Here is a 24,323-nt window from a genome sequence, read left to right on the forward strand (position 1 = left end):
GAAATTAAAAAATGAAGTTAGCTAAATCTTTAATGCTATTAATGTTGTTTACTTTTGGAGCCAGTGCGGTAGAGCCAATTTATGTAGGCGGCACCCAATATAGCTATACAGATAGTGATTTCGAACCAATCTTCGTTAATGGAAGCGTGACAGGTTATGAAGCCGAAATAGATGTATTACTCGATGAATATGATGAATATCTAGAGGGTTATCCTGAATTGATTTTTGATATTAGCGGCGGTGCCGCTGGCTCTATTGGTGGGCAGCCATTAAAAGTTGAAATGGATGCTTCCTGCTCGGGTATTGACGTTGGTTATGATGCAGATTTGATATTAAATCGCAGAGGTAAACTCACACCAGCGCGTTTCTCGATTTATAAGCGACTACAAACAGATGGGCAATGCAAGAAGTTAAAACTGAAAGTAAGTAAAATGGGCTCTTCAGTCTTAGACAATGAAGCAACAATAGATGCTTTTAACGTTAATTTAATCATTTATTTGAATTTAATTTAAAGGAATAAAAATATGAAAAAACAAATAGTAACGATATTTTTTTGCGCATTAAGTATGCTAACAGCAAAAGTAATGGCCTTTGAGGAATCTCCTCTTGTACGATGTTGTGACCATAGAGATAGGTTTTGTGAACCTTTTGAAAGAAATCATTCTTTTTCAGAACAACAAATGCTTGATGCTGCTAAGCCTATGAATTTAAGTGAGCCAATATATGTTGGGGGTGCCAGATATACTTTGAATAAGTCAGATTTTAATCCAGTTTATTCCACAAGAGTGATTCATAGACCTTGCCGAGGAGGTGATCCTATTATCATTAATACTTTGGTTGGTTATGAAGTTACTTTCCCTGTAGATGGTGATTATGGTCAAAACCTTTTCTTTGACATAAATGGCCGCTCTAATAAAACAATGAACTTAGCCGCTTCGTGCGGTACTTTCAATGCTAGTGATTCAGGGAATAAATTTGTCATTTCTAAACAACAAAATACAGCGCAGAGCTGTAAAAATATGAAAGTAAAATTTACATTTTCAGACCGTACGGCACCCGTTACTATAGATCTAACAGTAACGATATCTGAACAACTTTAATTTTCAAAATTTAATGGAGATCTTAAAATGAAAGTACTGAGTTTCCTGATTGGAACCATTATATCTATTACTTTAAGCGGCACGGTGCTTGCCAAAGTGGATAGTGGAGCTGATAAGATAATTGGTATCCCACCAGTGCAACCATGGCCCCCAATAGAGCCTTGCGCATATATTAAAGATCCAATTTTAGACCCGTTGCAATATATTAGCCAAATGCAAACACCTGATCCTATTTATATAGGTGGGGAACGTTATATATTGAATAAAGAGAATTTCACGCCCATTTTTACGACGGTTGTTTACACTTGTCCAGGGTTAGATCCACTCGTAGTACGTAAATATACGGGGTTTGAAATATCACTGCCCGTTTATAATGACTTTGGTCAGCCAATATTTTTTGATATTGCTGGTCGAACAGACAGACATATGAACTTAACAGTATCTTGTGGAACGTTTAGCGCCTCTGATTCGGGAGATAAATTTTATATCTCGCAATCAGTAGTAACAAATGGAAGTTGCGATACATTAACGATGAAGTTTGAATTCACAGCTACGGCAATTCAGCCCCGTAATCTAGATTTAAGTCTTTCTATTTCAGAAGAGTTATAAATTAGCGGAATTAGTGCTTTATTTTACAGTTAAGTGAAGCACATTTAATAAACAATAAGGATGTAGAATGAAAAATTTACTAATAGCGTTCGCCTTAATTACAGGCGCGGGAAGTAGTTATGCCGAGGAGCAAACAAATACGCTCAATGTTGGCAAGGAAATGGTAACTTTAACTGAAACTGATTTCAGGCCTATTGTTATGTCTTGGGCAAACAGAGAGGTTGTGACTGGTTATGAAGCATTAATAGATATTACAGATACTGAATCTTCGCTTATTTTTAATGCAAATGGTGAAATATCTGCTAGATGGTTTGCTTCTAATTTTGCTATGACAACTAAGCTCAGTTGTAATGGTATCCCAATAGGTATGAGCAAAGTGTATGGTCAGCGAAAAGCAGGTCAATCTATTCCTGCAAAGCCTGCTATTACTGAATTGAGACATAACCTTGACGGATGTGAGCAACTAAAGGTTGAATTATTTAAGGAAGGGTCTTTGAGTCGTCAATTTTATACGCGAATTCAAAATATTTCGCTGTCTATTTCAGTTCAGGCTCTTGGTATAACTCAAGGAGAGATATAAAAATGTTTAAAATTATCATAAGTGTAGGCTTACTTACTGCAAATTCGATGAGTTTTGCATCAGAGATTGGCCAAGTATTTTCTAATGTCGATATGGAACAACAAGATAATCGATATGAGCTAGTGTTGTACCCAAAACAGTTTGAAAGTGCTGCAGTGGTTGACCTTAAATTAGATGTGCAGGGCAATGGTGAGTTAATGTCACAAATGCAACCGGTTTGCACTCAGTGGCAAGAGAATACATGTACGGGTTCGTATAAAGATATTCTACATAATGAATTTTTGCACGAAGTCGATGTAGCGCTTTATTGTGATGATGAGCTGTTATATCAAGAAAGGAAAAATAATAGCGAATTCACCAATGAAGAAATTAGCTCATTGAGTAGCCACTTGTCATTTAATAAATCGTTAGTAAAAACTAACTCGTTAAGTTGCAATGAAGTTAAGCTGACTATTCAAACTATGCATGGTGATAATGACGCTAATATCCAAGGCCGAATTAACTTGCTGAACAGCACTTCAGGTTTGAGTAACGAAAACTATGAGCTTTTAAAATGAAGGCACTACTTTTAGTACCTAGCTTATTTTTTTGCTCTGCTGCTATTGCACAACCTGTTGATGTTGGGGGAGCGATATATGAACTGAAATTTAGTGATTTCTTGCCAATAAAAGTACCTTATGCTGGCAGCGAAGCAGTTATAGCTTACCAAGCAAAAGTTAATGTAGACGGTGATTATGCTCAGGACTTAACGTACCGCATTGGTGGAAAAGTCGAAACAAGGTGGTTTGCAGGGAATATGGCGGTGAGTTTGTCTGCTACCTGTGATTCACCATATATAGATCAACCAATATTTATTGGTGAAGATCTTGATTATGGTGATAGATACCAAAACATTTCTTACTTAGCTAAGCCAAGTTTTACTAACACGCTAAATACGGGTGGAAATTGCCAAGCGCTGACTGTTCGAATAGATAAAGAAGGGCATTTAAGTCGTCAATTTTATACCCGTGTCACAAATCTTGAATTTAATGTTCAAATAATAGAAAAGCTATTTTAATCACTGCAAGGCACTTATTTAGTGCCTTTTCAGTATGGCTTTTTATCTTTCAAGGTCAAATTTTAGTCCTTAAAGATTAACCGGTCCTAATACACACGCTAAATAATCAGTTACCACGACAGAGAAATAACTCAACAATAAAGTATAAATTACATTATGTGGTTGCCATGTTTAAGTGAACTTTAACATGGCAAGTAGGTTTTTTAGTCCGTAAAACTGATTAATATTTTATAAAAATGGTATCGTAAGGAACAACCCATGAAATATTTTTTAATGTTGTGCGCTTGCTTGATTGCAAATAATACTTTGGCTCTACCGACCTATTTTATTGGTGAAGCTATGCATATTAATAAATCCGATATGCAAGCAATAACACAATTTTATAGACGAGATAATGGGGTCGATAAATACGCAGAAGTAGCTTATGAAGTAGAATTTCCGATATATGGAACATTTGGGTTAAATGAAATAGACATTGAGCTTACTGGGGGTATAAATTCGGCGTGGTATTCGTCAAACTTTGCAATGAAGGTTATTGTATATTGCAATGATATAGCGTTAGCGAGTGACCTTTCGTATGGCGTACGATACGAACGCGCCAGCTACATAGTTAAGCCTCAAATTCGCAGCGAACGCCAATCCATACCGCAAGGGTGTGATACTGTTAAAATAAGAATGGAGAAGCAAGGGAACTTGTCTCGTATGTACTTTACTAACATTGAAAAAATTGACGTCAGATTATATATCACAAACAAGTTTTAATAGTAATTTGGTGAATTAAACTTCAGGAATCAATAGCAGTGATAGATTTATTATCCAGAGTTCAGGTTAGTTAAGCCTTTTTACTAAAGCTATTGTTTATAAAGGCTTAGGCTTAGTTATATTATGGGTAAGCTGCTAAGATGCGCTCTAATGATGTAGAAAGAGTATAGAAGTAACATGTCAAAGTTTATCTTTATGGGTAAGCCCGACATAATGGGTAAAAACAACAGTAATGGGTTTGCGCCTAAACGTACGGCAAAGTCAGGCACAGAGTTATACCCGCTCACGTTAGTTGTAAACTCAGTTGAACGACAATTAGAAATAGAAGCCATATTAGAAGAGCATTCGCTGCTTGCTTCAATTGAAGTTAAAGCAGAAGTACCAGAAGATATTCGGGAACTTGACTTTGCGCTTAGCAAGTCAACACCACAAGTATTTGATAAAGTATAAGGCCCTAGAACGTAACGCACCATGTTTATGCGGCAGTGAAAAAAAGTATAAAAAGTGTTGTGCTTAGTTTAATACGATTTTTATAAATAGCCTTTCTTATTTTTATAGTATTAAAAATGCCACTGAGTTTTAATCAGTGGCATTTTTTACGCATGTTTGGTTATAAACTCAACTACTTTCGTGGTTCGTAATCTATTCCAAAGATAACGGTATACAGTACTGGAACCACAATTAAAGTAAGAATGGTGGCAAAGCCTAAACCAAACATAATGGTCACTGCCATTGATTGGAAAAATACATCAAACAGCAGAGGTATCATCCCCAAAATTGTTGTGATTGCAGCCATTGCTACCGGCCTTACACGGCTCACGCCTGAGTCAAATACAGCCTCATAAGGTGATTTACCTTCTCGCAGCTCCAAGTTTATTTGATCGACCAATACAATACCGTTTTTAATTAACATACCACTTAAACTTAATAAGCCAAGTAACCCCATAAAGCTAAACGCTGTATTCATAATGAGTAAGCCTGCGCTGACACCAATAATAGCTAATGGCACCGTTGCCCAAATAACCAAAGGTTGCTTAACTGAATTAAACAGCAAAACAGTCACTGCAAACATCGCTAAGTAACCAAGTGGTAATGAACCAAATATTGCTTTTTGAGCTTTACTTGATGATTCAAACTCGCCGCCCCATTCCAACTCATAACCGCGTGGTAACACCATGTTTTCTATAGGGCCGCGAATACGAGCAAATAGCTTAGCGGGTGTTTCGTCGCCTAATACATTATTATCTGCCATTACGGTAATGGTTCGTTTACGATCACGGCGCATTATTAGGCTATCTTCCCACTGCACAATAAACTCATCAACAACTTGAGTTACAGGCACGAATACACCTAGAACAGGGCTATATATTTGTAAATCATGCACGCTTTCTACGTTTAAACGCTCGTTAGCTGGTGAGCGTGCAATAATAGGCAACAGCTGCGTACCATCACGGTATACACCTACTTGCTTACCCGAAAGACTGGTAAGTAATACGTTATCAAGATCTGATTTGCTGATCCCTAAGCGACGTGCTTTTTGTTCATTAAATTGTGGGCGAATCATTTTGGTACGTGCACGCCAGTCATTACGAATATTATAGGCACCATCATCGTTACCAATCAGCTCTTGCGCTTTTGCAGCGAGCTGTCTTAAAACAACGGGATCAGGACCAGAGAAACGCGCCTCTATTTTAGCATCAGTAGATGGGCCTATTTCCATAGGTTTAATTTTTAGCTGAGCAGAGAGCGCATGATTTACTGAATAGTCTCGTACTTTTTGCATTACTGTTGCAACAGCTTCTCTATCTTTTACGCGAATAATCAATTGCCCGTATGCGGGGTATGACTTTTCAGGTGCGTAGGTAAGCATAAAGCGCGGCGCGCCTTGACCTGTAGTACTTGTAATTTCTTCTACTAATTCATTACTTTGTAAATATGCTTCAAGTTGCTTAATACCTTCTAAGGTTGAGCGAATGTCAGAACCTTGATCTTGCCAGTAATCAACATAAAACATTGGGGTGTTAGAAGCAGGAAAAAACGATTGTTTCACAGATCCAAAACCAACCACAGCAGAACACAATAAAATAACCATTAAAATAAGTGTGGTTTTTCTAAAGTGCATTGCACCATCTAAAATAGCTTTATAGCCATTAAAAATAAATCCTTTGTACGGATCGTCTTCTTCTTGGCCTTCCTCATTTTTAAACTCAGTTTCTTTAAACATTAAGTTGGCAAAAAATGGTGTAAGCGTAATGGCTGTTATCCAGCTCAATAAGAGAGAAATAAATAACACCCAAAATAAGCTACCAGCAAATTCACCACTGGCATCAGAGCTTAAACCTATGGGGGCAAAGGCCGTGACTGCAATAACGGTTGCTCCCAGTAATGGCCACTTTGTTTGTTCTACTATATTAACGGCAGCCTTTAGCTTAGTTTGCCCGCGCTTAAGGTTTATTAAAATACCTTCGGTTACCACTATCGCGTTATCAACCAACATCCCAAGGGCAATGATGAGTGCGCCCAGCGATATGCGTTGCAAGTCGATAGCAAACAATTTCATAAAGATGAAGGTACCCAATACAGTAAGCAGTAAAATACCACCAATCAAAATACCGCTTTTTAAGCCCATAAATAACAGTAATACAACAATAACAATCGCAATTGCTTCTAATAGGCTAACAATAAACCCATCAACCGACTTTTCCACTTCTTTTGGCTGGTTATACACTGAGCTTATGTCAATTCCATGAGGTCGTTGGTACTCAAGCGATGCTAAATGTTTATCTATATTTTTACCAATATCAACGACATTAACGCCAGATGTAAACGACACGCCAATTAAAAGTGCTTGATTGTCGTTAAAGCGAATAACATTGTTTGGTACTTCAGCGTATTCTCTATAAACCTTGGCCACATCACCTAAATAGATAAGTTCGCTTGCACCTGGTTTTGAAATAAGAAGGGTTTCGAGTTCTTTTACATCCTTAAATTCACCAGTAGGGTGTAAGCGGATGGATTCATCGCCGACGCGAATTTTTCCTGCATTTGATACCGTATTTTGCGACTGCAGTAATTGAAAAATATGACTAGGCGCAATCCCTAGTTGAGCTAGCTTTCGGGTAGATATTTCTACGAGCACTTGGGCTTGTTGCTCGCCAGCTATTGTTACTTTACTCACCCCTTTAACAAGGACGAGTTCGCGTTTTAAGTAATCTACGTAATCTTTAAGTTCATCATACGAATAACCATCACCCGTTACCGAGTACATAACACCGTAAACATCGGCAAAATCGTCCAAAATAGTACTAGGGTAAACACCACTTGGCAGAGAAGGCGAAAGATCGTTAATTTTACGTCGCATTTCGTCCCAAATTTGGCGAAGTTGCTCTTTACGATACGTACTTTTCATCTCTACCGAAATTTGCGACTTACCGTTAGATGAAATAGACGTAACGTAGTCAACATAGGGTAACTGTTGAATTGCATTTTCGATAGGAAAGGTGACCTCTTCTTCAACCTGTTGCGGCGAAGCACCTGGGTACATGGTAATCACCATGGCCTTTTTAAGTGTGAATTCTGGGTCTTCTAATTGCCCTAAATCAAAATACGAGACACTACCGCCAATTAATAGCAGTAAGGTAAACATCCAGCTGATGACTTTTTTCTCTATGGAGAGTTGTGCAAAGCTCATACTTATAAGCCTCGCTCTTTGTTCCATGCGCGTACTTTCATACCTTCTTTTAACGAATGCACACCCGCTGAAACAACAATTTGACCTTCCTCAATACCGCTGAGCACTTCAATACCATCGCGGTGAAGTTGACCAATTTTAACTGCTTGTTTGTGTACTTCACCAGTTGCTGAGTCAAAAAGCCATACATAGGCATTATCTTTTGTGGATTCTTGCGGTTCAGAAAAAACTGATTCGATAGGTAAAATAGTGTAAGCCACTTGCGAGCGCGTTACTTTGCTTAAATCTATTAAAACGCGACCAGTCATACCCGCGAGTAAGTTAAAATCTTTAGGCACTGGCAGTGAAAAGACAACTTTATAGGTAAGTGTTGCAGGGTTTGCCTGAGTATCCCATTCCTTAATTGTCAGTGTGTATTCTTTATCGTCGTAGCCATCAAATTTAACGGTAGGCTGATAGTTAGTTCCTTTTTTGAAACGTGCGACTATTTTCTCAGGAACCTGAATTTCTACATCCATTAAGTCACGTGTTTCTAAGCGCAATATATTTTGTTTTGCTTGAATATTCTCAAAGTTTTTCACAAACACTTTAGCAACTGTGCCGCTAAATGGCGCTCTAAGCTCACTATATTCAAGATTCGTTTGTGCAATTTTAAATGCTGATTCAGCAATTTGCATATTAGCAGTGGCTTGATCTAATTCTGATTGGCTCGTTATTTTTTTCTCAAATAATTGCTCAATTCGACCAAGTTGTGATTTTGCCAGCTCAAAACGTGCTTTACGTTCGTCGTACTGCAGTTGAAAATCTTCTGGGTCAAGTTTTGCTAATAAATCGCCTTTTTCAACATGCTCCCCAGCAAGTACCGGAAATTTCACAAGCTCACCATTTACCCTAAACGCAAGATATGAGCCTTGATTAGCGACTACTTCAGCGGGAAAACTGCGAATATTTATTTGTGAATCATGGCCTATGTTGAACAATTTAACAGGACGAATAGGGTCTTCTTTAACTTGCTTTTCTGGTTCAGAGCAAGCTATTAAGCTAAGTAATATAGTTGTTAAAAAACATAGACGAAAGAGTTTCATGTTTTCTCCGTTGCAATGATGGCAAAATAATTGAGTGCAGCATACGCTGCAAACATATAAAATAAAAATCATTAAATCTTAGAAACTCAATAAGTTTTATTTATGATGTTGCAGAGTGCTATATGAAGCTGAATCAATTAATAATTTTAGATGCCATAGTGCAAAGCGCAAGTTTAAGTGGTGCGGCATTAAAACTACATAAAACACAGCCAGCGCTTACTTTAGCGATTAAAAATTTAGAAGCCAAAATTGGCTTTGAATTACTAGATAGAAGCAAATACAGATTACAGCTTACTGAAAAAGGGCGTGTTTTTCACCGTGAAGCACAACGGCTTCTTCATGCAAATGATGAATTAGCGCAACTCGCTAAAGAATTAGCATTAGGGAACGAGCCCCAGTTTAGAATTTGTTACGAACAGCTTTGTCATATGCAAAGTTACAATGAGATCATAAGCAATACTTTTAGATTATTCACAAGCACAGAATTTAGTTTAACAAGTGGTAAACGCTTTATTTCATTAGAGCACGTCAATAGTGGTCAAGCCGAGTTAGGGATTGGCCCTTGGTTTGATTTATTTCATGCGACAGGTGATTTAGAAAGCTTACCGATAGGCAAGCTCGACATAGGTATTGTAAGTGCCAAAGGGGTCATCCCTTCAGCACTTAGTTATAGCGAGCTGCAAACATATCCGTGTTTAGCTATGTTTGAAAGTGATTTAAGTATAGACAGTGAAAGATTATCCTACTCAAAGGGCGCTGCTATGATGAAAATTGATGACGTATCAAGCTTAAAGTCATTTTTACTCTCAGGAGCTGGTTGGGCAATGATGAGCCTAGAGCATTGCGCGCCTGAAATAGAAGCGGGATTACTGCAAGAAATAAAAATAACTGACAGAGAGCATCAATTTAGTGCGCAAATTAGAGCCTTTAGACAGCATGCTATTCATCACGGCCCTGTAGCACGCACTATTTGGGAGCAATTTAAGCAATTAAGTAAGGAATATTCTAGCAACAATGGCTATTGATAAAGAAACACTTATTTATACTGTTATCGCAGGTATACCAATGGGGAAAGTAGCAAGCTATGGACAAATAGCAAGCCTTGCGGGATATCCTCAAAATTCACGGTTAGTGGGGCGCTTATTAAAAATGATGCCAAGCGACTCTATTATCCCTTGGCATCGCGTAGTTAATAGCCAAGGCAAAATAGCGTTCCCAGCGGGCAGCGAAAAATACCAAGAGCAGCGAGAAAAGCTATTATCAGAAGGTGTATTGTTTAAAAACGACAAAGTGAATATGCGTGAGTGCCGTTGGGAGTGATATGACTATTATTGGCGGATAAGTGCTATGAGTAAACGCTGAAAACCTTATACTCTTGTTATATTTATACTGTATTATTTTTTAATAATAAATGAGACAACAAAAGTGGCAACAAGTAACTAATTAGCTTGGTATTACTTTTACTTTTTTTATTTAACAAAACCCAGCCATCAGTTCCCATTATTTCAATTGAATTAAGGGTAATGCTATTTACAGTCGGGTTTTGAATACTCCATTGTCCAGAAATACGGAAAATACCAAAATCTGTATTGATGCGAGTGATGCTAAATAATTGCACAAAACCTCGGGTAAATATCACGAGCCGTAGATTAGCTCGCTTTTTATTAATAAAATAAACCATAGTTGAGTTTCTATTTGGGTTCAATCGGTTACTTTAATTTAATCTGAAATATAAATGAGGGTTTAATGGTGTTTTAATTGGCGTTTTGGGAGGCAAAATTTAGGATGGATGTCTTTGATATTCGTTCGGGCGTCATTGGCGAAGCTGATGGTGACTGCCCATTACGCTCTAGCTTTAATTGAGTAACCCACTTACTGGCGGTTGATTTACCAACCCACATCGCTTTGGCTGCGTCTTCTTATGTGTAACCTTGGTCGACAACAAGCCTGATGGTTGGAACTTTCTAATGCGTGCCTCATTTATTTTTGTACCTAATTAGGTTGATTCAAGTGGTGTCATTACATATGATGTACAGATAGTTTCTTTAGGATGTACTTATAAAGCTCATTAGTTTATTCACCAAGAATTATGACTGAATAGTCACTAACATTACTGCTTACGTAGTATATATTTTCAATTTGTGAAATTTGTTGACCACGACAGGACTCTCTATAAATAAAGGAAAATCACATGTCGAATAGTTTTTTAAAATTTAATTTGTTAGCAGGCATTTGCTTTGTCAGCTTCTCTTCACTTTCTGCGGATGGCTTTACTCCTATCTATCCAGATATACAACATCGTGCAAATAGTTCAGCAAATGGCGAAAGAACGAATCTATCTTATAACTCTTGGCAATATAAAAGCCATACTGATGCTAATATAAACTGTAATACAAATATAATATTAGGGAAGAGATCAAACTGCCGTAAAGTAGATTCAAAATATAGAGATGAAAATCGCTGGGTTAAAGGGAGAGAAACAAAATATAGCTTTGATCTCAGAGTTGATAACTTCCCTGGCTCACCAGAAACAGCTCCATCCCACGTTATTATTTTTCAAGACTGGGTAAAATTGAACCCTCACTCTAAAGATGATTCTGGGGCTGCAATTGGCAACCCCCCTATAACTACGTTGAAGCTCAAACGTGGACCAGGAGGCAATGTGGATTTATCCTTACATAACAATACATGGCAATTTTCACATTACGATGTTGCTAATTACCAAAACTATCGTTTTATTGATTATAAACATGCTGATGGTTCTTGGGATGAAGAAGAGCTTTATAGTTGGCCTTTATACTGGGATGATAAAAATGCTCCTCTTTGGAAAATAGAGATAACTATAAAGGATGGCAATACACTTTCTACTGGTGGAGTAACTTTGAAAAAAGATGGTCGTATAATTGCTGAACATGAATATCAAACAAAGGCACCAACCTTTTCAAATTTGCAGTTACAAACTATCAAAGCTACGGACCCAAATGCTATAACTTCCAATTTTATTCAATGGGGGTTGTATTGGTCTAAAGAGTTCAATAGTAACGCACTTTATTTCCCTAATAAGAGGATAGATATTGGTATCGAAAACTTGATAATACAAGAAAAAACAATATTATAAGTTGATATATTTATCCCCGACTCTGGAACATACTTAATTATTGATAGCCTCATATTACATGGGGCTTCTTTAATTTAAAGAGGTTGGCAAATTTGATACTTGCAGTTTTTAGAGTCATGTCGATGGTCTGAAGTAAAGTAAGTGTTTAGCGGTGTTTGTCAACCTAGTTGTCGCGATCACTATGTAATACCATGCATTGAACTGACCACTTCGTGATTTTTTTTGATTTTTCTCGCTGCATGTTCGACGACGTCCAAGTAATTTTATTTTCTTGTACACATGCTTTCAGGCACTCCGACTTTATATAGCAGCATTTTCAATAACCTGAGAATTTTCAGTGTTATTGTTGTAAATATCGCTTTTAAAAGCGGGGTTTAGATAATTTTTTTGGTAATAACATCTGCTCAATGTCTGTTATACACTCTCCACTTTGACGATTTCACATTCAGAGTCTAGGGAGGCTTCTTTTCGTAAATCCCAATTGTGGATGTCACCACTCCAACGCTCGGGCGTTTACCCCTTATCACGTTGATACAACTTCTTTTCTGTGCCGGCACATTACCTGCCACCTCCGAATGATCTTTGATCAGATGTAGTATTTTATTGTAGTGCTTTACCAATACCTTTGCCTTGATGTTGCCAATGGCAAAAAAAGTGATCGATATAACCATCATCTTGAACATCGGCATAACCTACGACTTCACCATTTAAAATAGCTACAAAAGGATTAATAGCGCTGATCCGTTTATACCATTCAGGTTGGTCATAATCATCAGGGGCCCATGCTTGAACTTGTATCTGTGAGTAGTCTTTAATGTTCACATTCCTGATTGTGTTAAAAAAGATTTCTCTTAATGTTAGCTCATCACCATTTTGAAACTTTCTAATAATCAGCATATGTACCACCTTATTCAGCGAAGAATAAGTATATCGCTGTAGGTTACATTTTTAGAAATTACACATAGCCTAGTATACATAATTACTAATCGAGATATAGTGACAAACACAACCAGCTATAACGAATAAATGCCAAATTGCGTGGCTAAATTGGGTGCTTTTAGCACTGTAAAATAAAGTACCAACGCTGTAAAAAATACCACCGGCGAGTAACCAGTAAAGTGCGTTTACATCAACACGCGAATAAAGTGGGTATACAATGGCCAGTGCAAACCAACCCATCAGCAAATAGGTGGCGAGTGATATTTTTTTATTGCCATTTTTTACAAGTATTTTATAAGCAACGCCTGCAAGTGCTACTGTCCAAATAAATGTAAGCGTAGCCCACGACCACATGCCGTCTAATGAGAGTAATAAGAAGGGAGTGTAAGTACCCGCGATAAGTAAATAAATAGCGCAGTGATCGCACTTTTTATAAAAGGCTCTTAAGCGTGGTTGGATACTGGCGTGGTACAAAGTGGATGACAAAAACAGCACAAATAGGCTACTGCCATAAATTGCAGTACTAACATATGCTTTAGTGCTGGTGGCTTGGCTAAATAAGTCCCACATAACAAATACGGCAAAAATAATACCTAGCGCATGACTAATAACATTGAGTTGTTCTTCTTTACGAGAATAGGGCGCTTCTAGCGACATAACAGATCCTACCACTGTTGGAATGGATTTTAGTGTACAAGTGTACGCTGAAATTTTCAATCTAAGTTTTGAGCAATACTGAAGCGCTTTATTTAATAAACGATTTAGCTTTTACTTGATTTTAAAGAAAATTAATTCACTATGCTTACCTCTACTATAATCTAAATGATAAGTTGAAATAAACATGAAAACAGATTTAAAAGCGGCTTTACTTACTGCTGTTGTTTATCCTGGGGCTGGGCATTTTTCTTTAAAAAAATACTTAATAGGCGCCATTTTTGCGGGGGTATTTTCTGTACTGTTAATTTTAACTCTTCAGGATATATTTGCGATTGCTCAGTGTACGGCCAATGAAATTGTTTCGGGTAAAATTCCCATGTCGGTGACGGCTATTTTAAATGCTGCACATGAACCGTCAGATGCATGCGCTAAATTTGCAGAATATAAGTATTTACCTTTAATGATTGTGGTTTGGGTCTTGAGTATTGTCGATGCATATCGTTTAGGTAGAAAAGTGCTGCCCGTTAAAAAATAAGCTCCTTAATCGGAACTCAAATAATAGATGTAAACTTTAACTAAAAAATGGTCAAAAAATTAAAGTGTGTGGCTAAATTAACGAGAGATGAATGGTTGTAATTAAGTCGTTTTGTTAAAAGCTATTTAATTACAAGTGGTTATGTTTTACTTTGGTGTTGGCATATCCCTTGATTGTATAACTATGTCTAAACAATACACAAACAAGGAATACCATTATGAAACATTCAATTAAAATCGCTATGGCCAGTTTATTAGTATTAGGTTCTTCGCAAATACACGCAACAGAAGTTGACCTAGATGTAGCTAGTATAGTGTCTCAAAGTGTAGCTAGTTACGTTAATCAAACTACATTTGAGCTTGAAAAATCTTTAAAAGAAACGCTTTATTTTGATGCTAAAACTATTTTAGATGGGTTATTAGAGGCGCCTACTTTAACGAATAATACAGTGTCTGAAAATACTGACGCTAGTGTTAAAAACGTCAAATAAACCATCTAAAGGATTAAAACGATGAGCAGTGAACTTGGATTATTTGCACTAATGTTAGCACCAGTAGTAAGCATGATCAGCGCTTATTACTCGGTTCAAATATTTAAATTTATGGGTGGTTGGTTTAATATTTAACTAATTATATGGCAGGTAATTAATTCGAATCATTTAAAGCTGATCGACTTAGCAAAAGCGCACGTAAATAAAGGCAGAGTGTTTGAAATAAGTAGATTTTTATGAAACGTGCGATTTTTCCATTACCGATTTTTATTTTACCAGAAGGCTACACGCGACTACGCATATTTGAACCTCGCTATTTAGATATGGTTAAAACCGCGTTAAAAAATAATACAGGGTTTGTGCTTTGCACGTTTGAGCATGACACACCATTTAATATTAGCGCACAAGGCTGCCTAGTTGATATTATTGATTTTGATCAAGACGATAACGACGTGCTTTTAATTGATGTATTTGCATCACAAAGCGTGCAAATAAACGATGTTTACCAAGACGAGTACGAACTACGCCATGGTCTCGTTTCACAATGTAATACACCTTATTGGTATAAAGATTCTAATAACGAAATTGGTGAGAACGACCGCTTACATGATGCGCTAAAAAGTGTATTTTTGGGTAGCCCAGAATTAAACACTTTGTATAAGCAAACACACTTCAATAAGTTGCCTTGGATTGCAGCCCGTTGGCTTGAACTATTACCTATATCTATTGAGAAAAAACAGCAACTTGCGTTTGAGACAAACTTTGATAACTTACTCAGTTTCCTCCATACTGTAATTAATAACGAATTTGCCTAAATTTTATGATCCTGAACTAATTATTGCCCGTATTACATTACACAAAAGCAACAACGGGGTAAATTATTATGGTAAGTCAACAACAAACACTACGTTGTGAACCTAATACAGGTAAGTATACTGCCATGCCAGAAACGCCTAGTTCTGAACTGATGCAAGCATTAATAGCGGTTGCACAAAACCGTGATAAGAAAGCATTCGCTTATTTATTCGAGTATTTTTCGCCAAAAATAAAACGCTTTGGGATCAAGCAATTTGGTGTTGAAGCGCAAGCCATGGAGCTTGTGCAAGAAACACTAACATCTGTTTGGCGCAAAGCGCATTTATACAACAGTGAGAAAGGGGCTGCCACTACGTGGGTTTACACCGTTATGCGTAATGCCTCATTTGATATGCTTCGTAAAATGAAGAGTAATAAAGAAGAAAATATAAGCGAAGATATTTGGCCGCTGTTAAATGATTCTGAAGATACAAACCATGAATACAGTGATCATTTAGAAGATCAACAAATTAAACGCTACCTTGATAAACTACCAATTGCACAAAGAGAGGTAGTCAGAGGTGTTTATTTTCAAGACATGTCGCAAGAGCAATTAGCTCAGCAACTTAATATTCCAGTAGGCACGGTAAAATCACGATTACGTTTAGCCTTGCAGAAATTACGTAACGAAATGGGAGATAAGCATGATTAAACATCACCCGAGTGAAACTTTACTTACAGAGTATTGCTCAGCATCGTTAAGCGCTTCTTTGAGCTTAGCTGTGTCTATCCACGTTGATATGTGCCCTGTATGCCAAGCAAAAGTTGCTAAAATTGAAGCAAGTAATGCAAATGAGCTATTTAGTGAACAGCCAACTCAATTTGAGAAATCTCATATCGAGCAATCTGGGTCATTTGAAGAATTTGAATTAAACCTACTAGACATGATCACATCTGACAATTCGATTGATGAAGTCTACGAAGTTGCACCTGTGTCTATTAAAGTAAATGAGCACAAATACCAACTGCCACGTGCTTTAACACGTATTTCTCATAGCAAATTTACGCAAGTAGGTAAATTAGCCCGATCTCGTGTTGCGCTTGACGATGGAGCTCTACGTTCTAGCTTGCTGCATATTGATGCGGGTGGCGAAATACCAGAGCACACACACACAGGATTTGAGGTCACATTATTATTAGATGGTGAATTTAGCGATGAAGAAGATAGCTACGTTCCAGGTGATTTTATATGGCAAGATGGTAGTCACCAACATACCCCTTTAACAAAAGATGGTTGTTTGTGCTTTACAGTTGTCAGTAGTGCACTACATTTTAATAAGGGCTTCAGTAAGTTACTTAATCCAATTGGTAACTTGATTTATTAAGAGAATCTATGCAAACAGATACAATAAAAATAGGTATAAGCGCCTGCTTAGCAGGCGAAAAAGTTAGATTTGATACGGGTCATAAAAAATCAAATTTTTGTATGGACGAGCTAGGGAAACACGTTGAATACACACGATTTTGTCCTGAAGTTGCGGTAGGTTTACCGATCCCTCGTCCAACCATTCGTCAAGTGAGAGTGGGTGATACTATTAAAGTATGCCGTCCTGATGGGTCTGGTGAGGTTGGTCAGCAACTTACCGAATATGGTAAAAAAATTGCAACTGAACAAGCCAAACAATTAAGTGGATTTGTATTTTGCGCAAAAAGCCCAAGCTGCGGCATGGAGCGCATTAAAATTTACAACGAAGCAGGAACAGGGAATACATCTGAAGGCATTGGTTTTTTCGCTGAGCAAATAATGAAGCACAACCCGTTATTGCCATGTGAAGAAAACGGACGTTTAAACGACATGCATTTACGTGAAAACTTTGTAATGAGAATTTACGTATTCAAAAATTGGCAAAAGTTAGTGCAGGAGCCGCTTACGGTTCATAAGCTTACTCAATTTCATTCTCAGTATAAGTATTTGTTAATGGCTCATAATTATCAAGCTTACCGTGATTTAGGTAACTTATTGGGAACTTACGTCGGCGACGACATTAACGCACTTGCCGATGAGTATATTTTAGGTTTAATGACCGGCCTTAAAAAACCAGCTTCTCGCAGAAACAATTGCAACACGTTGATGCATTTACAAGGTTACTTTAAAAAAGAGTTATCAAAAGTAGAAAAACAAGAACTTCGTGATGCAATCGACGAATATCGCGAAGGTTTGGTGCCTTTATACGTTCCACTTACCTTGTTAAAACATCACTTGAAGGTTCATCCAAATGAATACCTTGAAAAACAGGTGTTTTTTAACCCTTACCCTCATGACTTAAAACTACGATTTGGTATTTAATGGATACACTATTTTGGTTTAGGCGCGACTTGCGCCTTTTTTCAAACGAAGCGTTAATTCAAGCGCTCAATAATGGCGCTAAACACGCCATTTTTTTTGTGTCTGAAAAACAGTGGCAGCAACATCAAGCCGCGCCTATTCAGATTGACTTGCTAAAACGAAGGATTACTTATCTTCAATCTCAGCTTGCAGATTATGGTATTACTTTACACATTATAGAAGCACCAAGCTTTTCTGATTGTGAGCGTGAGCTTATTGATTTTTGTAAAGCGAATGATGTAAAACACATAATTGCTAATGCAGAGTATGAGCTTAACGAAGTAAATCGTGATAAGGCGATTTTAGATAAATGTGACGTGCTCTGTATTACATTTACTTTGTATGAAGGCGATTTAATAGCGCCCGTTGGTTCGGTTAAAAACCAAAGTAACGAAATGTATAAAGTATTTACTCCGTTTAAACGAGCATGGTTAAAACAATACCAAGATACACATTTTAGTTTACCGCCGTGGCCTTTAAGTTCTGAGCCCGTTGAGTTTGATGAAAGTGGCTTATTAAAAAGTGATGGTAGCTCTGAAAAGTGGCCAGTTGACGATGAAACACTGGCAACTGTGGTTGATAACTTTATCTGCGACAAACTCACCAGTTATGATGATCAGCGTGACATACCAAGTATAAAAGGCACTTCAGGGTTAAGCCCTTATTTAGCGCTGGGTATAGTGAGCACTAAGCAATTATTGATCAATATTCAGCAGCGTTACCCAGACATACTAACCACATCAAAAAGTAAAACCTTTACGTGGATAAATGAGCTCATTTGGCGTGAATTTTACAGACATCTCATTGCTGAATTTCCCAAGCTTTCCCGTGGTGACAACTTTAACGAAAAGTACAATGCAGTTGTGTGGCGAAAAAGTGAAAGCGAGTTTACAGCGTGGTGCGAAGGGCGCACAGGTTACCCATTAGTTGATGCCGCTATGTTGCAACTAAAACAAACGGGTTGGATGCATAATCGTTTACGGATGGTGGTTGCAAGCTTTTTAACTAAGCACTTATTAATAGATTGGCGTGAAGGCGAGCTTTTTTTTATGCAGCACCTAATTGATGGCGATTTAGCCTCAAATAATGGTGGGTGGCAGTGGGCAGCAAGTACAGGATGCGATGCACAGCCTTACTTTAGAGTTTTTAATCCAATTAGACAAAGTGAGCGCTTTGATCCAACGGGCAAGTTTATTCGTAAGTATTTGCCAGAGCTTGAAAACGTGCCAGATAAACACATTCATTTCCCACATACTTACCTAGCCGCAACGGGTAAAGATAGGGAGTGTTACTGGCCAGCAATAGTTGATCATAAAGCAGCACGAGAGCGTGCGCTTAGCGCATTTAAGGTGTGATATGGATAACCAGTTACCAGTAGATAAGTTTATTTCAATATACCAACAGCTTAACAGTACCAATCTTGATTTATTAAATGATATTTACTGCGACAACATACAATTTATTGACCCTATGCATGAAATAAACGGCATTGTAGAATTACGTAAATATTTTGCTAATTTATATTGCAATGTTAAGTATTGCCAGTTTGATATTAGTGATTCGTTTCACAGTGATAATAATGCTTTCATTTACTGGACTATGCACTACGCTCACCCAAAGCTTTCCTCAGGTAAAACCATCTCTGTTGAAGGACATAGTAAACTCATCTTTGAAGGTGGCAAAATTATTTTGCACAGAGATTACTTTAATGTGGGTGAGCTGTTGTACAAGCATATTCCCTTACTCGGCAGTGTTATAAAGTTAATAGATAAAAGGGCAGGCTAATTATGATCACACTTATAACAGGTGCTACCTCAGGCATTGGTGAGCAGTTAGCAATTAAATACGCACAAATGGGTGACACTGTTATTGCATGTGGGCGTAATAGTGAAAAACTCGCAGAGCTTGCTAAATACGACAATATTCAAGCGTGCAAATTTGACGCTACTAACTTACAAGAGATCAAGGAAGCCACAATTGTTTTTCCTCATTTTGACCGCGTTATTTTAAATGCGGGTAACTGTGAATACATTGATGATGCTCGAAATTTTGATAGTGCACTTTTCGAACGTGTCATAAATGTAAATTTACTATCAATGGGGTACTGCCTTGAAGCTCTACTTCCTAAAATAAATGCGGGTGGACAGCTTGTATTAGTTAGCTCAAGTGTGACTTATCTTCCTTTACCGCGCTCAGAAGCCTATGGCGCATCAAAAGCTGGCGTAAGTTACTTAGCTAAGAGTTTAGCCGTGGATTTAAACGATGTTGATGTGACTTTGGTCCACCCCGGTTTTGTAAAAACCCCGCTGACGAATAAAAATGATTTTCCTATGCCTATGGCTGTTACGGCCGAAAAAGCCGCAGACTATATGATCAAAGGAATACACAAACGCCGCAAAGACGTACATTTTCCGTATCGTTTTACACTTATATTAAAAGCATTACGAATATTACCTCTACCGCTTTGGCTTAAAATAGCAAAAGGATTAACCCGTTGAAAAAAATAGCAATAATAGGGACTGGTGTATCTGGTTTAACATGTGGACATTTACTCCACAAACATTATGACGTCACATTGTTTGAAAAAAATGATTACATTGGTGGTCATACTGCAACTGTAGATGTAACTGTAGAAGGCGTTAAATACGCAGTAGATACTGGTTTTATAGTTTTTAACAATAGAACATACCCCTATTTTGAAAAACTACTTTCTCGCATAGGTATTAAAAAACAAGAAACACAAATGAGCTTTAGTGTTCATAATGAAGCCACTGGTTTTGAATACAATGGACACACGTTTACGAGTTTATTTGCTCAACGCAGAAACATTTTTAGACCAAAATTTTGGCGCTTATTATCCGACATCGTAAGGTTTAATAAGTTATGTAAAGCATTGCATGAAAAAGATGATTACCAGCGTGAACAATCATTGGGTCAATTACTCAATGACAATAAGTTTAACGATTTTTTTAAATCTCATTATATTCTTCCTATGGGGGCAGCTATTTGGTCCACAAGCATAAAAGAAATGGAAAATGTAGGGGTTGAATTTTTTGTTAAGTTCTTTTTTAATCATGGTCTTCTCGATATCACAAATAGACCACAATGGTATGTAATACCCGGTGGTTCTCGCCAGTACATTAATCCATTGATTAAAGGCTTTGCAGACAAAATTAAACTTAATACAGGTATTAAATCGGTTAAGCGTGAAAACGATGAAGTTATAATCGAATTTGCAAATGGTGAGCAAAGTACATTTGATAAAGTAATATTTGCATGTCATTCAGATCAAGCGCTTGCATTGCTTGGCGATGCAACGCAGCAAGAAAAAACAGTATTAGGCGCTATTCCTTACACTAAAAACTCAGTGGTACTGCACACAGATACAAACTTGTTACCAGATAGGAAAGCAGCATGGGCTAGTTGGAATTATTTACTTAATAATAATACTGATAAAGCGGCCGTTGTTACCTATCAGATGAATATATTGCAAGGTATCCAATCAGATACCCAATTTTGTGTCACGCTTAATCACCTTGAAGGGATAGATAAAAGCAAAATTTTGCGCGAATTCACCTACCATCACCCCGTATTTAATCAAGATTCTATCGCAGCGCAAAAACTTAAACACAGTATCGATGGCCATAATAATAGCTATTTTTGTGGTGCCTATTGGTACAACGGTTTCCATGAAGATGGCGTACACAGCGGTGTAGATGTGGCAAAACAACTTGGGGCCGAGTTTGACTAGTGCAGTCTATTTAGGCGATGTAAAACATCGCCGTTTTGCTGTTAAAGAGCATCGCTTTAGTTATCCTTTATATATGATGTGGGTAGATATAAATAATCCTCAACAATTAAATGGTATCCATAAGCAGTTAGGAACATGTGGTTTTAAAGCGCTAAAATTTCAGCAAACCGATTATCTAACACACGTACCACAGCCAAATACATACTCCCTTATTGAACGTGCACATCACCAACTTGCCGCATTGGGGGTAAGTGAAACATTTAGCCATGTTTATATGCTCGGACAATTGCGTTGTTTAGGTATTTATTTTAGCCCCGTGAACTTCTACTTCTTTGGTAATAGCGATAATAGCTTTACGTACATGATTGCTGAAGTAAGTAATACACCTTGGAATGAACGCCATTACTATTTAGTCCCCCTAGAAAAAAAAGTGAACTTTAAGAAGGTTTTTTCCGTATCACCTTTTATGAATTTGGATATGAACTATCATTGGCATGTCAAACATTCAATTGATAAAACATTGATACATATTGAAAATAAGCGCGATGAAGAGTTATTGTTTGATGCAACATTACGCCTAAAGCGTATAGAGCTTACTAACAAAGAAGTGAGTAAGCTGCTAAAACGCTTTCCAGCCATGACGTGGTCAATTTTTAAAGGTATTTATCATCAAGCATTAAAGTTATTTATAAAAAAAGTGCCTTTTTTGGGGCATTCGGGCAAACCATAAACACATACAGATAGTTAGAAAAATAAATAGGTATTTAAATGGAAAAAGTGTCGAGCTTAAATTGTGAACAAAGCACTGGCTGGTTCGCCAATTTATACAAAAAATTAGTAATAAGAGCATTTTCTTCAATCAAAACAGGGCAGATTGTTTTAGATGATAATAATGAACGAACTGTATTTGGTGATATATCATCTGATTTTAAAGTAACCGTTACGGTCAATGATAGAGCAATGTATAAAGCATTTGCTCTGTCTGGCAGCGTAGGCGCTGGTGAAGCATATATATTAGGACATTGGTCTTGTGATAATTTGACACGCTTCATAGAAATATTTGCAATAAACGAAAAGCAGCTTGATGAGTTCGAAAAAAAGTTCGCTTTTCTTAGTAATATTGCCCACCGATTTAATCACATTAAAAATAAAAATTCGGAATCCGGTTCGAAAAAAAATATCGTCGCTCATTACGATTTAGGCAATGACTTATATGAGTCATTTCTAAGCAAAGAAATGCTCTACTCAAGCGCCGTTTATCCTTCAAAAGAGGCTACACTTGAAGAGGCACAACAATACAAACTTAAACGTATTTGTGAGCAAGTTGAGTTACAACATGGTGACTCAGTAATAGAAATTGGGACAGGGTGGGGAGCATTTGCAATTTATGCTGCCACTAACTTTGATTGTCATGTAACGACTACGACTATTTCAGACGAGCAACATGATTATGTGGCTAAAAAAGTTAAAGAGCTTGGCCTCGATAGTAAAATAACACTGCTCAAACTAGATTACAGACTGCTTAAGGGTAAATACGATAAGTTGGTATCTATTGAAATGATAGAAGCGGTTGGTCATGATTATCTACCAAGTTTTTTTACTCAATGCGGTGAGCTGTTAAAAGATAACGGCGCTATGCTTATTCAAGCGATCACAATTGGCGATCAGCGTTATAAACATTACCTAAAAAACTCTGATTTTATCCAGCAGTATATTTTCCCGGGTGGTTGTTTGCCTTCCCTTAACGAGATGAGCGAGCAAATCAAAAATAACACCGATATGGTTATTCATACAGTTAACGATATTGGCGCGCATTACGCGAGAACATTAGCTGATTGGCGTACTCGGTTTATACAAAGTTGGCCTGATTTAGACCGCTCTAAATTTGATGAGCGCTTTTACCGCTTGTGGTTATTTTACTTTGCCTATTGCGAAGGAGCATTTAGAACACGCTCAACAAGCACGGTGCATCTAATGGCTCGTAAACCTCGTTTTGTTAGTAATAATGACTACATTGCACTCGCTTATTAATTTTGCTTTGTTTCAAGCAGTCTGGTTTTTATCCCTGCTGCTTGAAGCTAATTCACTTATTTTCAGTGGCTTGATTGTTATTTTGATGTTTTTTTTGTCAAAACAAAAAAAACAAGACGCCTTATTATTAATTAAGGCACTTCCCTTAGCCCTGCTTTTAGAATTTATTGCTGTTAAAGTAGGTTTGTTAGAATTTAAAGTTTATCCCTTTCCGCTATGGCTCGTTTTTTTATGGACCGCGCTGTTACTTTCTTTAAATACATCCATGCTTTTTCTAAGTAAATTAAAACTCTGGCAGTCATTTTTGGTTTGCCTGATTTTTGCGCCTGCAAGCTATTGGGCTGGAGCACGCTTTGGAGTTATAAGTTTTGGATTACCCCTATGGCAAGTTTGGCTTGCATATGGGTTACTTTGGTCATCAGTATTCACACTCATTGTTTTTATAAATCAAAAAATAAAGTCATCGGTAGCCATTGATCGAACCTAAGGCATTAGCCGTAATGTAATATCAATTTTATTAAAAACATGATCGTTCTAGGGCCTGTTGGCCTTTCAGGATTAAAATTTGTTCAATCTAGGGGCTATTTAATCGCGGCGTGAGGTTTGTAATCGAGTGGGCTAAGTAAAAACCGAGCAACAAAGAGTAAATTGCCCCTAGGCAGAACCCAAGGGCAGCGCATGTTTGGCATTTATGCTGCGTTATCGCCTATTTATGGGGAATAACCACACTACATAGG

At 37.4% G+C, this 24,323-nt stretch carries 30 protein-coding genes and 1 pseudogene; 25 read left to right on the top strand and 6 right to left on the bottom strand.

The features are described from left to right. Positions 1–11 precede the first annotated feature (11 nt). From H5119_RS05220 to H5119_RS20770, 9 genes are all read left to right on the top strand, one after another. Positions 12–512: a hypothetical protein gene (locus tag H5119_RS05220; protein ID WP_182701469.1), complete on the top strand. Its 501-nt coding sequence runs from the start codon at positions 12–14 to the stop codon at positions 510–512. A gap of 12 nt (positions 513–524) precedes the next feature. Further along, the gene (locus tag H5119_RS05225) at positions 525–1,100 is read left to right on the top strand and encodes a hypothetical protein (protein WP_182701470.1); all 576 of its coding nucleotides are present in this window, start codon (positions 525–527) and stop codon (positions 1,098–1,100) included. A 27-nt stretch (positions 1,101–1,127) separates the two neighbouring features. Next, the gene (locus tag H5119_RS05230) at positions 1,128–1,709 is read left to right on the top strand and encodes a hypothetical protein (RefSeq protein ID WP_182701471.1); all 582 of its coding nucleotides are present in this window, start codon (positions 1,128–1,130) and stop codon (positions 1,707–1,709) included. 67 nt (positions 1,710–1,776) lie between these two features. Beyond that, complete coding sequence (locus tag H5119_RS05235; RefSeq protein ID WP_182701472.1) at positions 1,777–2,289, top strand: hypothetical protein; 513 nt, start codon at positions 1,777–1,779, stop codon at positions 2,287–2,289. Between the two features lie 2 nt (positions 2,290–2,291). Beyond that, complete coding sequence (locus H5119_RS05240; RefSeq protein WP_182701473.1) at positions 2,292–2,846, top strand: hypothetical protein; 555 nt, start codon at positions 2,292–2,294, stop codon at positions 2,844–2,846. Further along, positions 2,843–3,346 carry a hypothetical protein gene (locus tag H5119_RS05245; protein ID WP_182701474.1) on the top strand — a complete coding sequence of 168 codons (504 nt, stop codon included), beginning with the start codon at positions 2,843–2,845 and terminating at the stop codon, positions 3,344–3,346. The genes H5119_RS05240 and H5119_RS05245 overlap by 4 nt, the downstream gene beginning before the upstream one ends. A gap of 339 nt (positions 3,347–3,685) precedes the next feature. Then, positions 3,686–4,108, top strand: coding sequence for a hypothetical protein (locus H5119_RS05250; protein ID WP_182701475.1), 423 nt, complete (start codon positions 3,686–3,688; stop codon positions 4,106–4,108). Positions 4,109–4,285: 177 nt separating this feature from the next. After that, entirely contained in the window at positions 4,286–4,558 is a 273-nt protein-coding gene (locus tag H5119_RS05255) for a PBPRA1643 family SWIM/SEC-C metal-binding motif protein (protein WP_404936246.1), read from the top strand. Beyond that, positions 4,545–4,625, top strand: coding sequence for an SEC-C metal-binding domain-containing protein (locus H5119_RS20770; RefSeq protein WP_404936393.1), 81 nt, complete (start codon positions 4,545–4,547; stop codon positions 4,623–4,625). The genes H5119_RS05255 and H5119_RS20770 overlap by 14 nt, the downstream gene beginning before the upstream one ends. Before the next feature lie 105 nt (positions 4,626–4,730). On the opposite strand, the gene H5119_RS05260 is transcribed toward H5119_RS20770, so the two are convergent. Together H5119_RS05260 and H5119_RS05265 are read right to left on the bottom strand one after the other, a co-directional pair. Next, entirely contained in the window at positions 4,731–7,799 is a 3,069-nt protein-coding gene (locus H5119_RS05260; protein ID WP_138586740.1) for an efflux RND transporter permease subunit, read from the bottom strand. Positions 7,800–7,801: 2 nt separating this feature from the next. Beyond that, complete coding sequence (locus H5119_RS05265) at positions 7,802–8,884, bottom strand: efflux RND transporter periplasmic adaptor subunit (RefSeq protein ID WP_138586742.1); 1,083 nt, start codon at positions 8,882–8,884, stop codon at positions 7,802–7,804. Between the two features lie 122 nt (positions 8,885–9,006). On the opposite strand from H5119_RS05265, the gene H5119_RS05270 reads away from it, so the two are divergent. Both H5119_RS05270 and H5119_RS05275 read left to right on the top strand, forming a co-directional pair. Then, positions 9,007–9,909, top strand: coding sequence for a LysR family transcriptional regulator (locus H5119_RS05270; protein ID WP_182701476.1), 903 nt, complete (start codon positions 9,007–9,009; stop codon positions 9,907–9,909). Further along, entirely contained in the window at positions 9,899–10,204 is a 306-nt protein-coding gene (locus H5119_RS05275) for an MGMT family protein (RefSeq protein WP_077535230.1), read from the top strand. The genes H5119_RS05270 and H5119_RS05275 overlap by 11 nt, the downstream gene beginning before the upstream one ends. A 64-nt stretch (positions 10,205–10,268) precedes the next feature. On the opposite strand, the gene H5119_RS05280 is transcribed toward H5119_RS05275, so the two are convergent. Together H5119_RS05280 and H5119_RS05285 are read right to left on the bottom strand one after the other, a co-directional pair. Continuing rightward, positions 10,269–10,502 (bottom strand): hypothetical protein, encoded by a 234-nt coding sequence (locus tag H5119_RS05280; RefSeq protein WP_138586746.1) that lies wholly within the window; start codon positions 10,500–10,502, stop codon positions 10,269–10,271. Between the two features lie 181 nt (positions 10,503–10,683). Next, positions 10,684–10,836: pseudogene (locus tag H5119_RS05285) on the bottom strand (IS3 family transposase); the annotation flags it as partial. Between the two features lie 239 nt (positions 10,837–11,075). On the opposite strand from H5119_RS05285, the gene H5119_RS05290 reads away from it, so the two are divergent. Continuing rightward, entirely contained in the window at positions 11,076–12,002 is a 927-nt protein-coding gene (locus H5119_RS05290; protein ID WP_182701477.1) for a hypothetical protein, read from the top strand. 600 nt (positions 12,003–12,602) lie between these two features. On the opposite strand, the gene H5119_RS05295 is transcribed toward H5119_RS05290, so the two are convergent. Beyond that, complete coding sequence (locus H5119_RS05295) at positions 12,603–12,899, bottom strand: GNAT family N-acetyltransferase (protein ID WP_182701478.1); 297 nt, start codon at positions 12,897–12,899, stop codon at positions 12,603–12,605. Between the two features lie 69 nt (positions 12,900–12,968). Then, positions 12,969–13,598: a hemolysin III family protein gene (locus H5119_RS05300; protein ID WP_182701479.1), complete on the bottom strand. Its 630-nt coding sequence runs from the start codon at positions 13,596–13,598 to the stop codon at positions 12,969–12,971. 184 nt (positions 13,599–13,782) lie between these two features. Between H5119_RS05300 and H5119_RS05305 the strand changes: the two genes are divergently transcribed. The 13 genes from H5119_RS05305 (at position 13,783) to H5119_RS05365 (ending at position 24,073) form a co-directional block, all read left to right on the top strand. Further along, positions 13,783–14,133, top strand: a complete 351-nt coding sequence (locus H5119_RS05305; RefSeq protein WP_182701480.1) for a hypothetical protein — start codon at positions 13,783–13,785, stop codon at positions 14,131–14,133. Between the two features lie 217 nt (positions 14,134–14,350). Beyond that, entirely contained in the window at positions 14,351–14,623 is a 273-nt protein-coding gene (locus tag H5119_RS05310) for a hypothetical protein (protein WP_077535237.1), read from the top strand. A 236-nt stretch (positions 14,624–14,859) separates the two neighbouring features. Continuing rightward, complete coding sequence (locus H5119_RS05315) at positions 14,860–15,438, top strand: LON peptidase substrate-binding domain-containing protein (protein ID WP_182701481.1); 579 nt, start codon at positions 14,860–14,862, stop codon at positions 15,436–15,438. Between the two features lie 68 nt (positions 15,439–15,506). Further along, the gene (locus H5119_RS05320) at positions 15,507–16,130 is read left to right on the top strand and encodes a sigma-70 family RNA polymerase sigma factor (RefSeq protein ID WP_077535239.1); all 624 of its coding nucleotides are present in this window, start codon (positions 15,507–15,509) and stop codon (positions 16,128–16,130) included. Continuing rightward, positions 16,123–16,803, top strand: a complete 681-nt coding sequence (locus tag H5119_RS05325; protein ID WP_182701482.1) for a ChrR family anti-sigma-E factor — start codon at positions 16,123–16,125, stop codon at positions 16,801–16,803. Before H5119_RS05320 ends, H5119_RS05325 begins: the two co-directional genes overlap by 8 nt. Positions 16,804–16,811: 8 nt before the next feature. Beyond that, positions 16,812–17,765 (top strand): DUF523 and DUF1722 domain-containing protein, encoded by a 954-nt coding sequence (locus tag H5119_RS05330; protein ID WP_077535241.1) that lies wholly within the window; start codon positions 16,812–16,814, stop codon positions 17,763–17,765. Continuing rightward, positions 17,765–19,159, top strand: coding sequence for a deoxyribodipyrimidine photo-lyase (gene phrB / locus H5119_RS05335; RefSeq protein WP_182701483.1), 1,395 nt, complete (start codon positions 17,765–17,767; stop codon positions 19,157–19,159). The genes H5119_RS05330 and phrB overlap by 1 nt, the downstream gene beginning before the upstream one ends. A gap of 1 nt (position 19,160) precedes the next feature. Continuing rightward, positions 19,161–19,589: a nuclear transport factor 2 family protein gene (locus H5119_RS05340; protein ID WP_182701484.1), complete on the top strand. Its 429-nt coding sequence runs from the start codon at positions 19,161–19,163 to the stop codon at positions 19,587–19,589. 2 nt (positions 19,590–19,591) lie between these two features. Further along, positions 19,592–20,302 (top strand): SDR family NAD(P)-dependent oxidoreductase, encoded by a 711-nt coding sequence (locus H5119_RS05345; protein ID WP_182701485.1) that lies wholly within the window; start codon positions 19,592–19,594, stop codon positions 20,300–20,302. Beyond that, on the top strand, positions 20,299–21,555 hold the full coding sequence (locus H5119_RS05350; protein ID WP_182701486.1) for an NAD(P)/FAD-dependent oxidoreductase: 1,257 nt from the start codon (positions 20,299–20,301) through the stop codon (positions 21,553–21,555). The genes H5119_RS05345 and H5119_RS05350 overlap by 4 nt, the downstream gene beginning before the upstream one ends. Beyond that, positions 21,548–22,285 (top strand): DUF1365 domain-containing protein, encoded by a 738-nt coding sequence (locus tag H5119_RS05355; protein WP_182701487.1) that lies wholly within the window; start codon positions 21,548–21,550, stop codon positions 22,283–22,285. The genes H5119_RS05350 and H5119_RS05355 overlap by 8 nt, the downstream gene beginning before the upstream one ends. A gap of 38 nt (positions 22,286–22,323) precedes the next feature. Further along, positions 22,324–23,586: a cyclopropane-fatty-acyl-phospholipid synthase family protein gene (locus H5119_RS05360; RefSeq protein ID WP_077535246.1), complete on the top strand. Its 1,263-nt coding sequence runs from the start codon at positions 22,324–22,326 to the stop codon at positions 23,584–23,586. Beyond that, the gene (locus H5119_RS05365) at positions 23,561–24,073 is read left to right on the top strand and encodes a DUF2878 domain-containing protein (RefSeq protein WP_182701488.1); all 513 of its coding nucleotides are present in this window, start codon (positions 23,561–23,563) and stop codon (positions 24,071–24,073) included. The genes H5119_RS05360 and H5119_RS05365 overlap by 26 nt, the downstream gene beginning before the upstream one ends. Positions 24,074–24,323: the final 250 nt, after the last annotated feature.

This window comes from Pseudoalteromonas sp. SG45-5 (genome assembly GCF_014164085.1).
Lineage (GTDB): Bacteria > Pseudomonadota > Gammaproteobacteria > Enterobacterales > Alteromonadaceae > Pseudoalteromonas > Pseudoalteromonas aliena.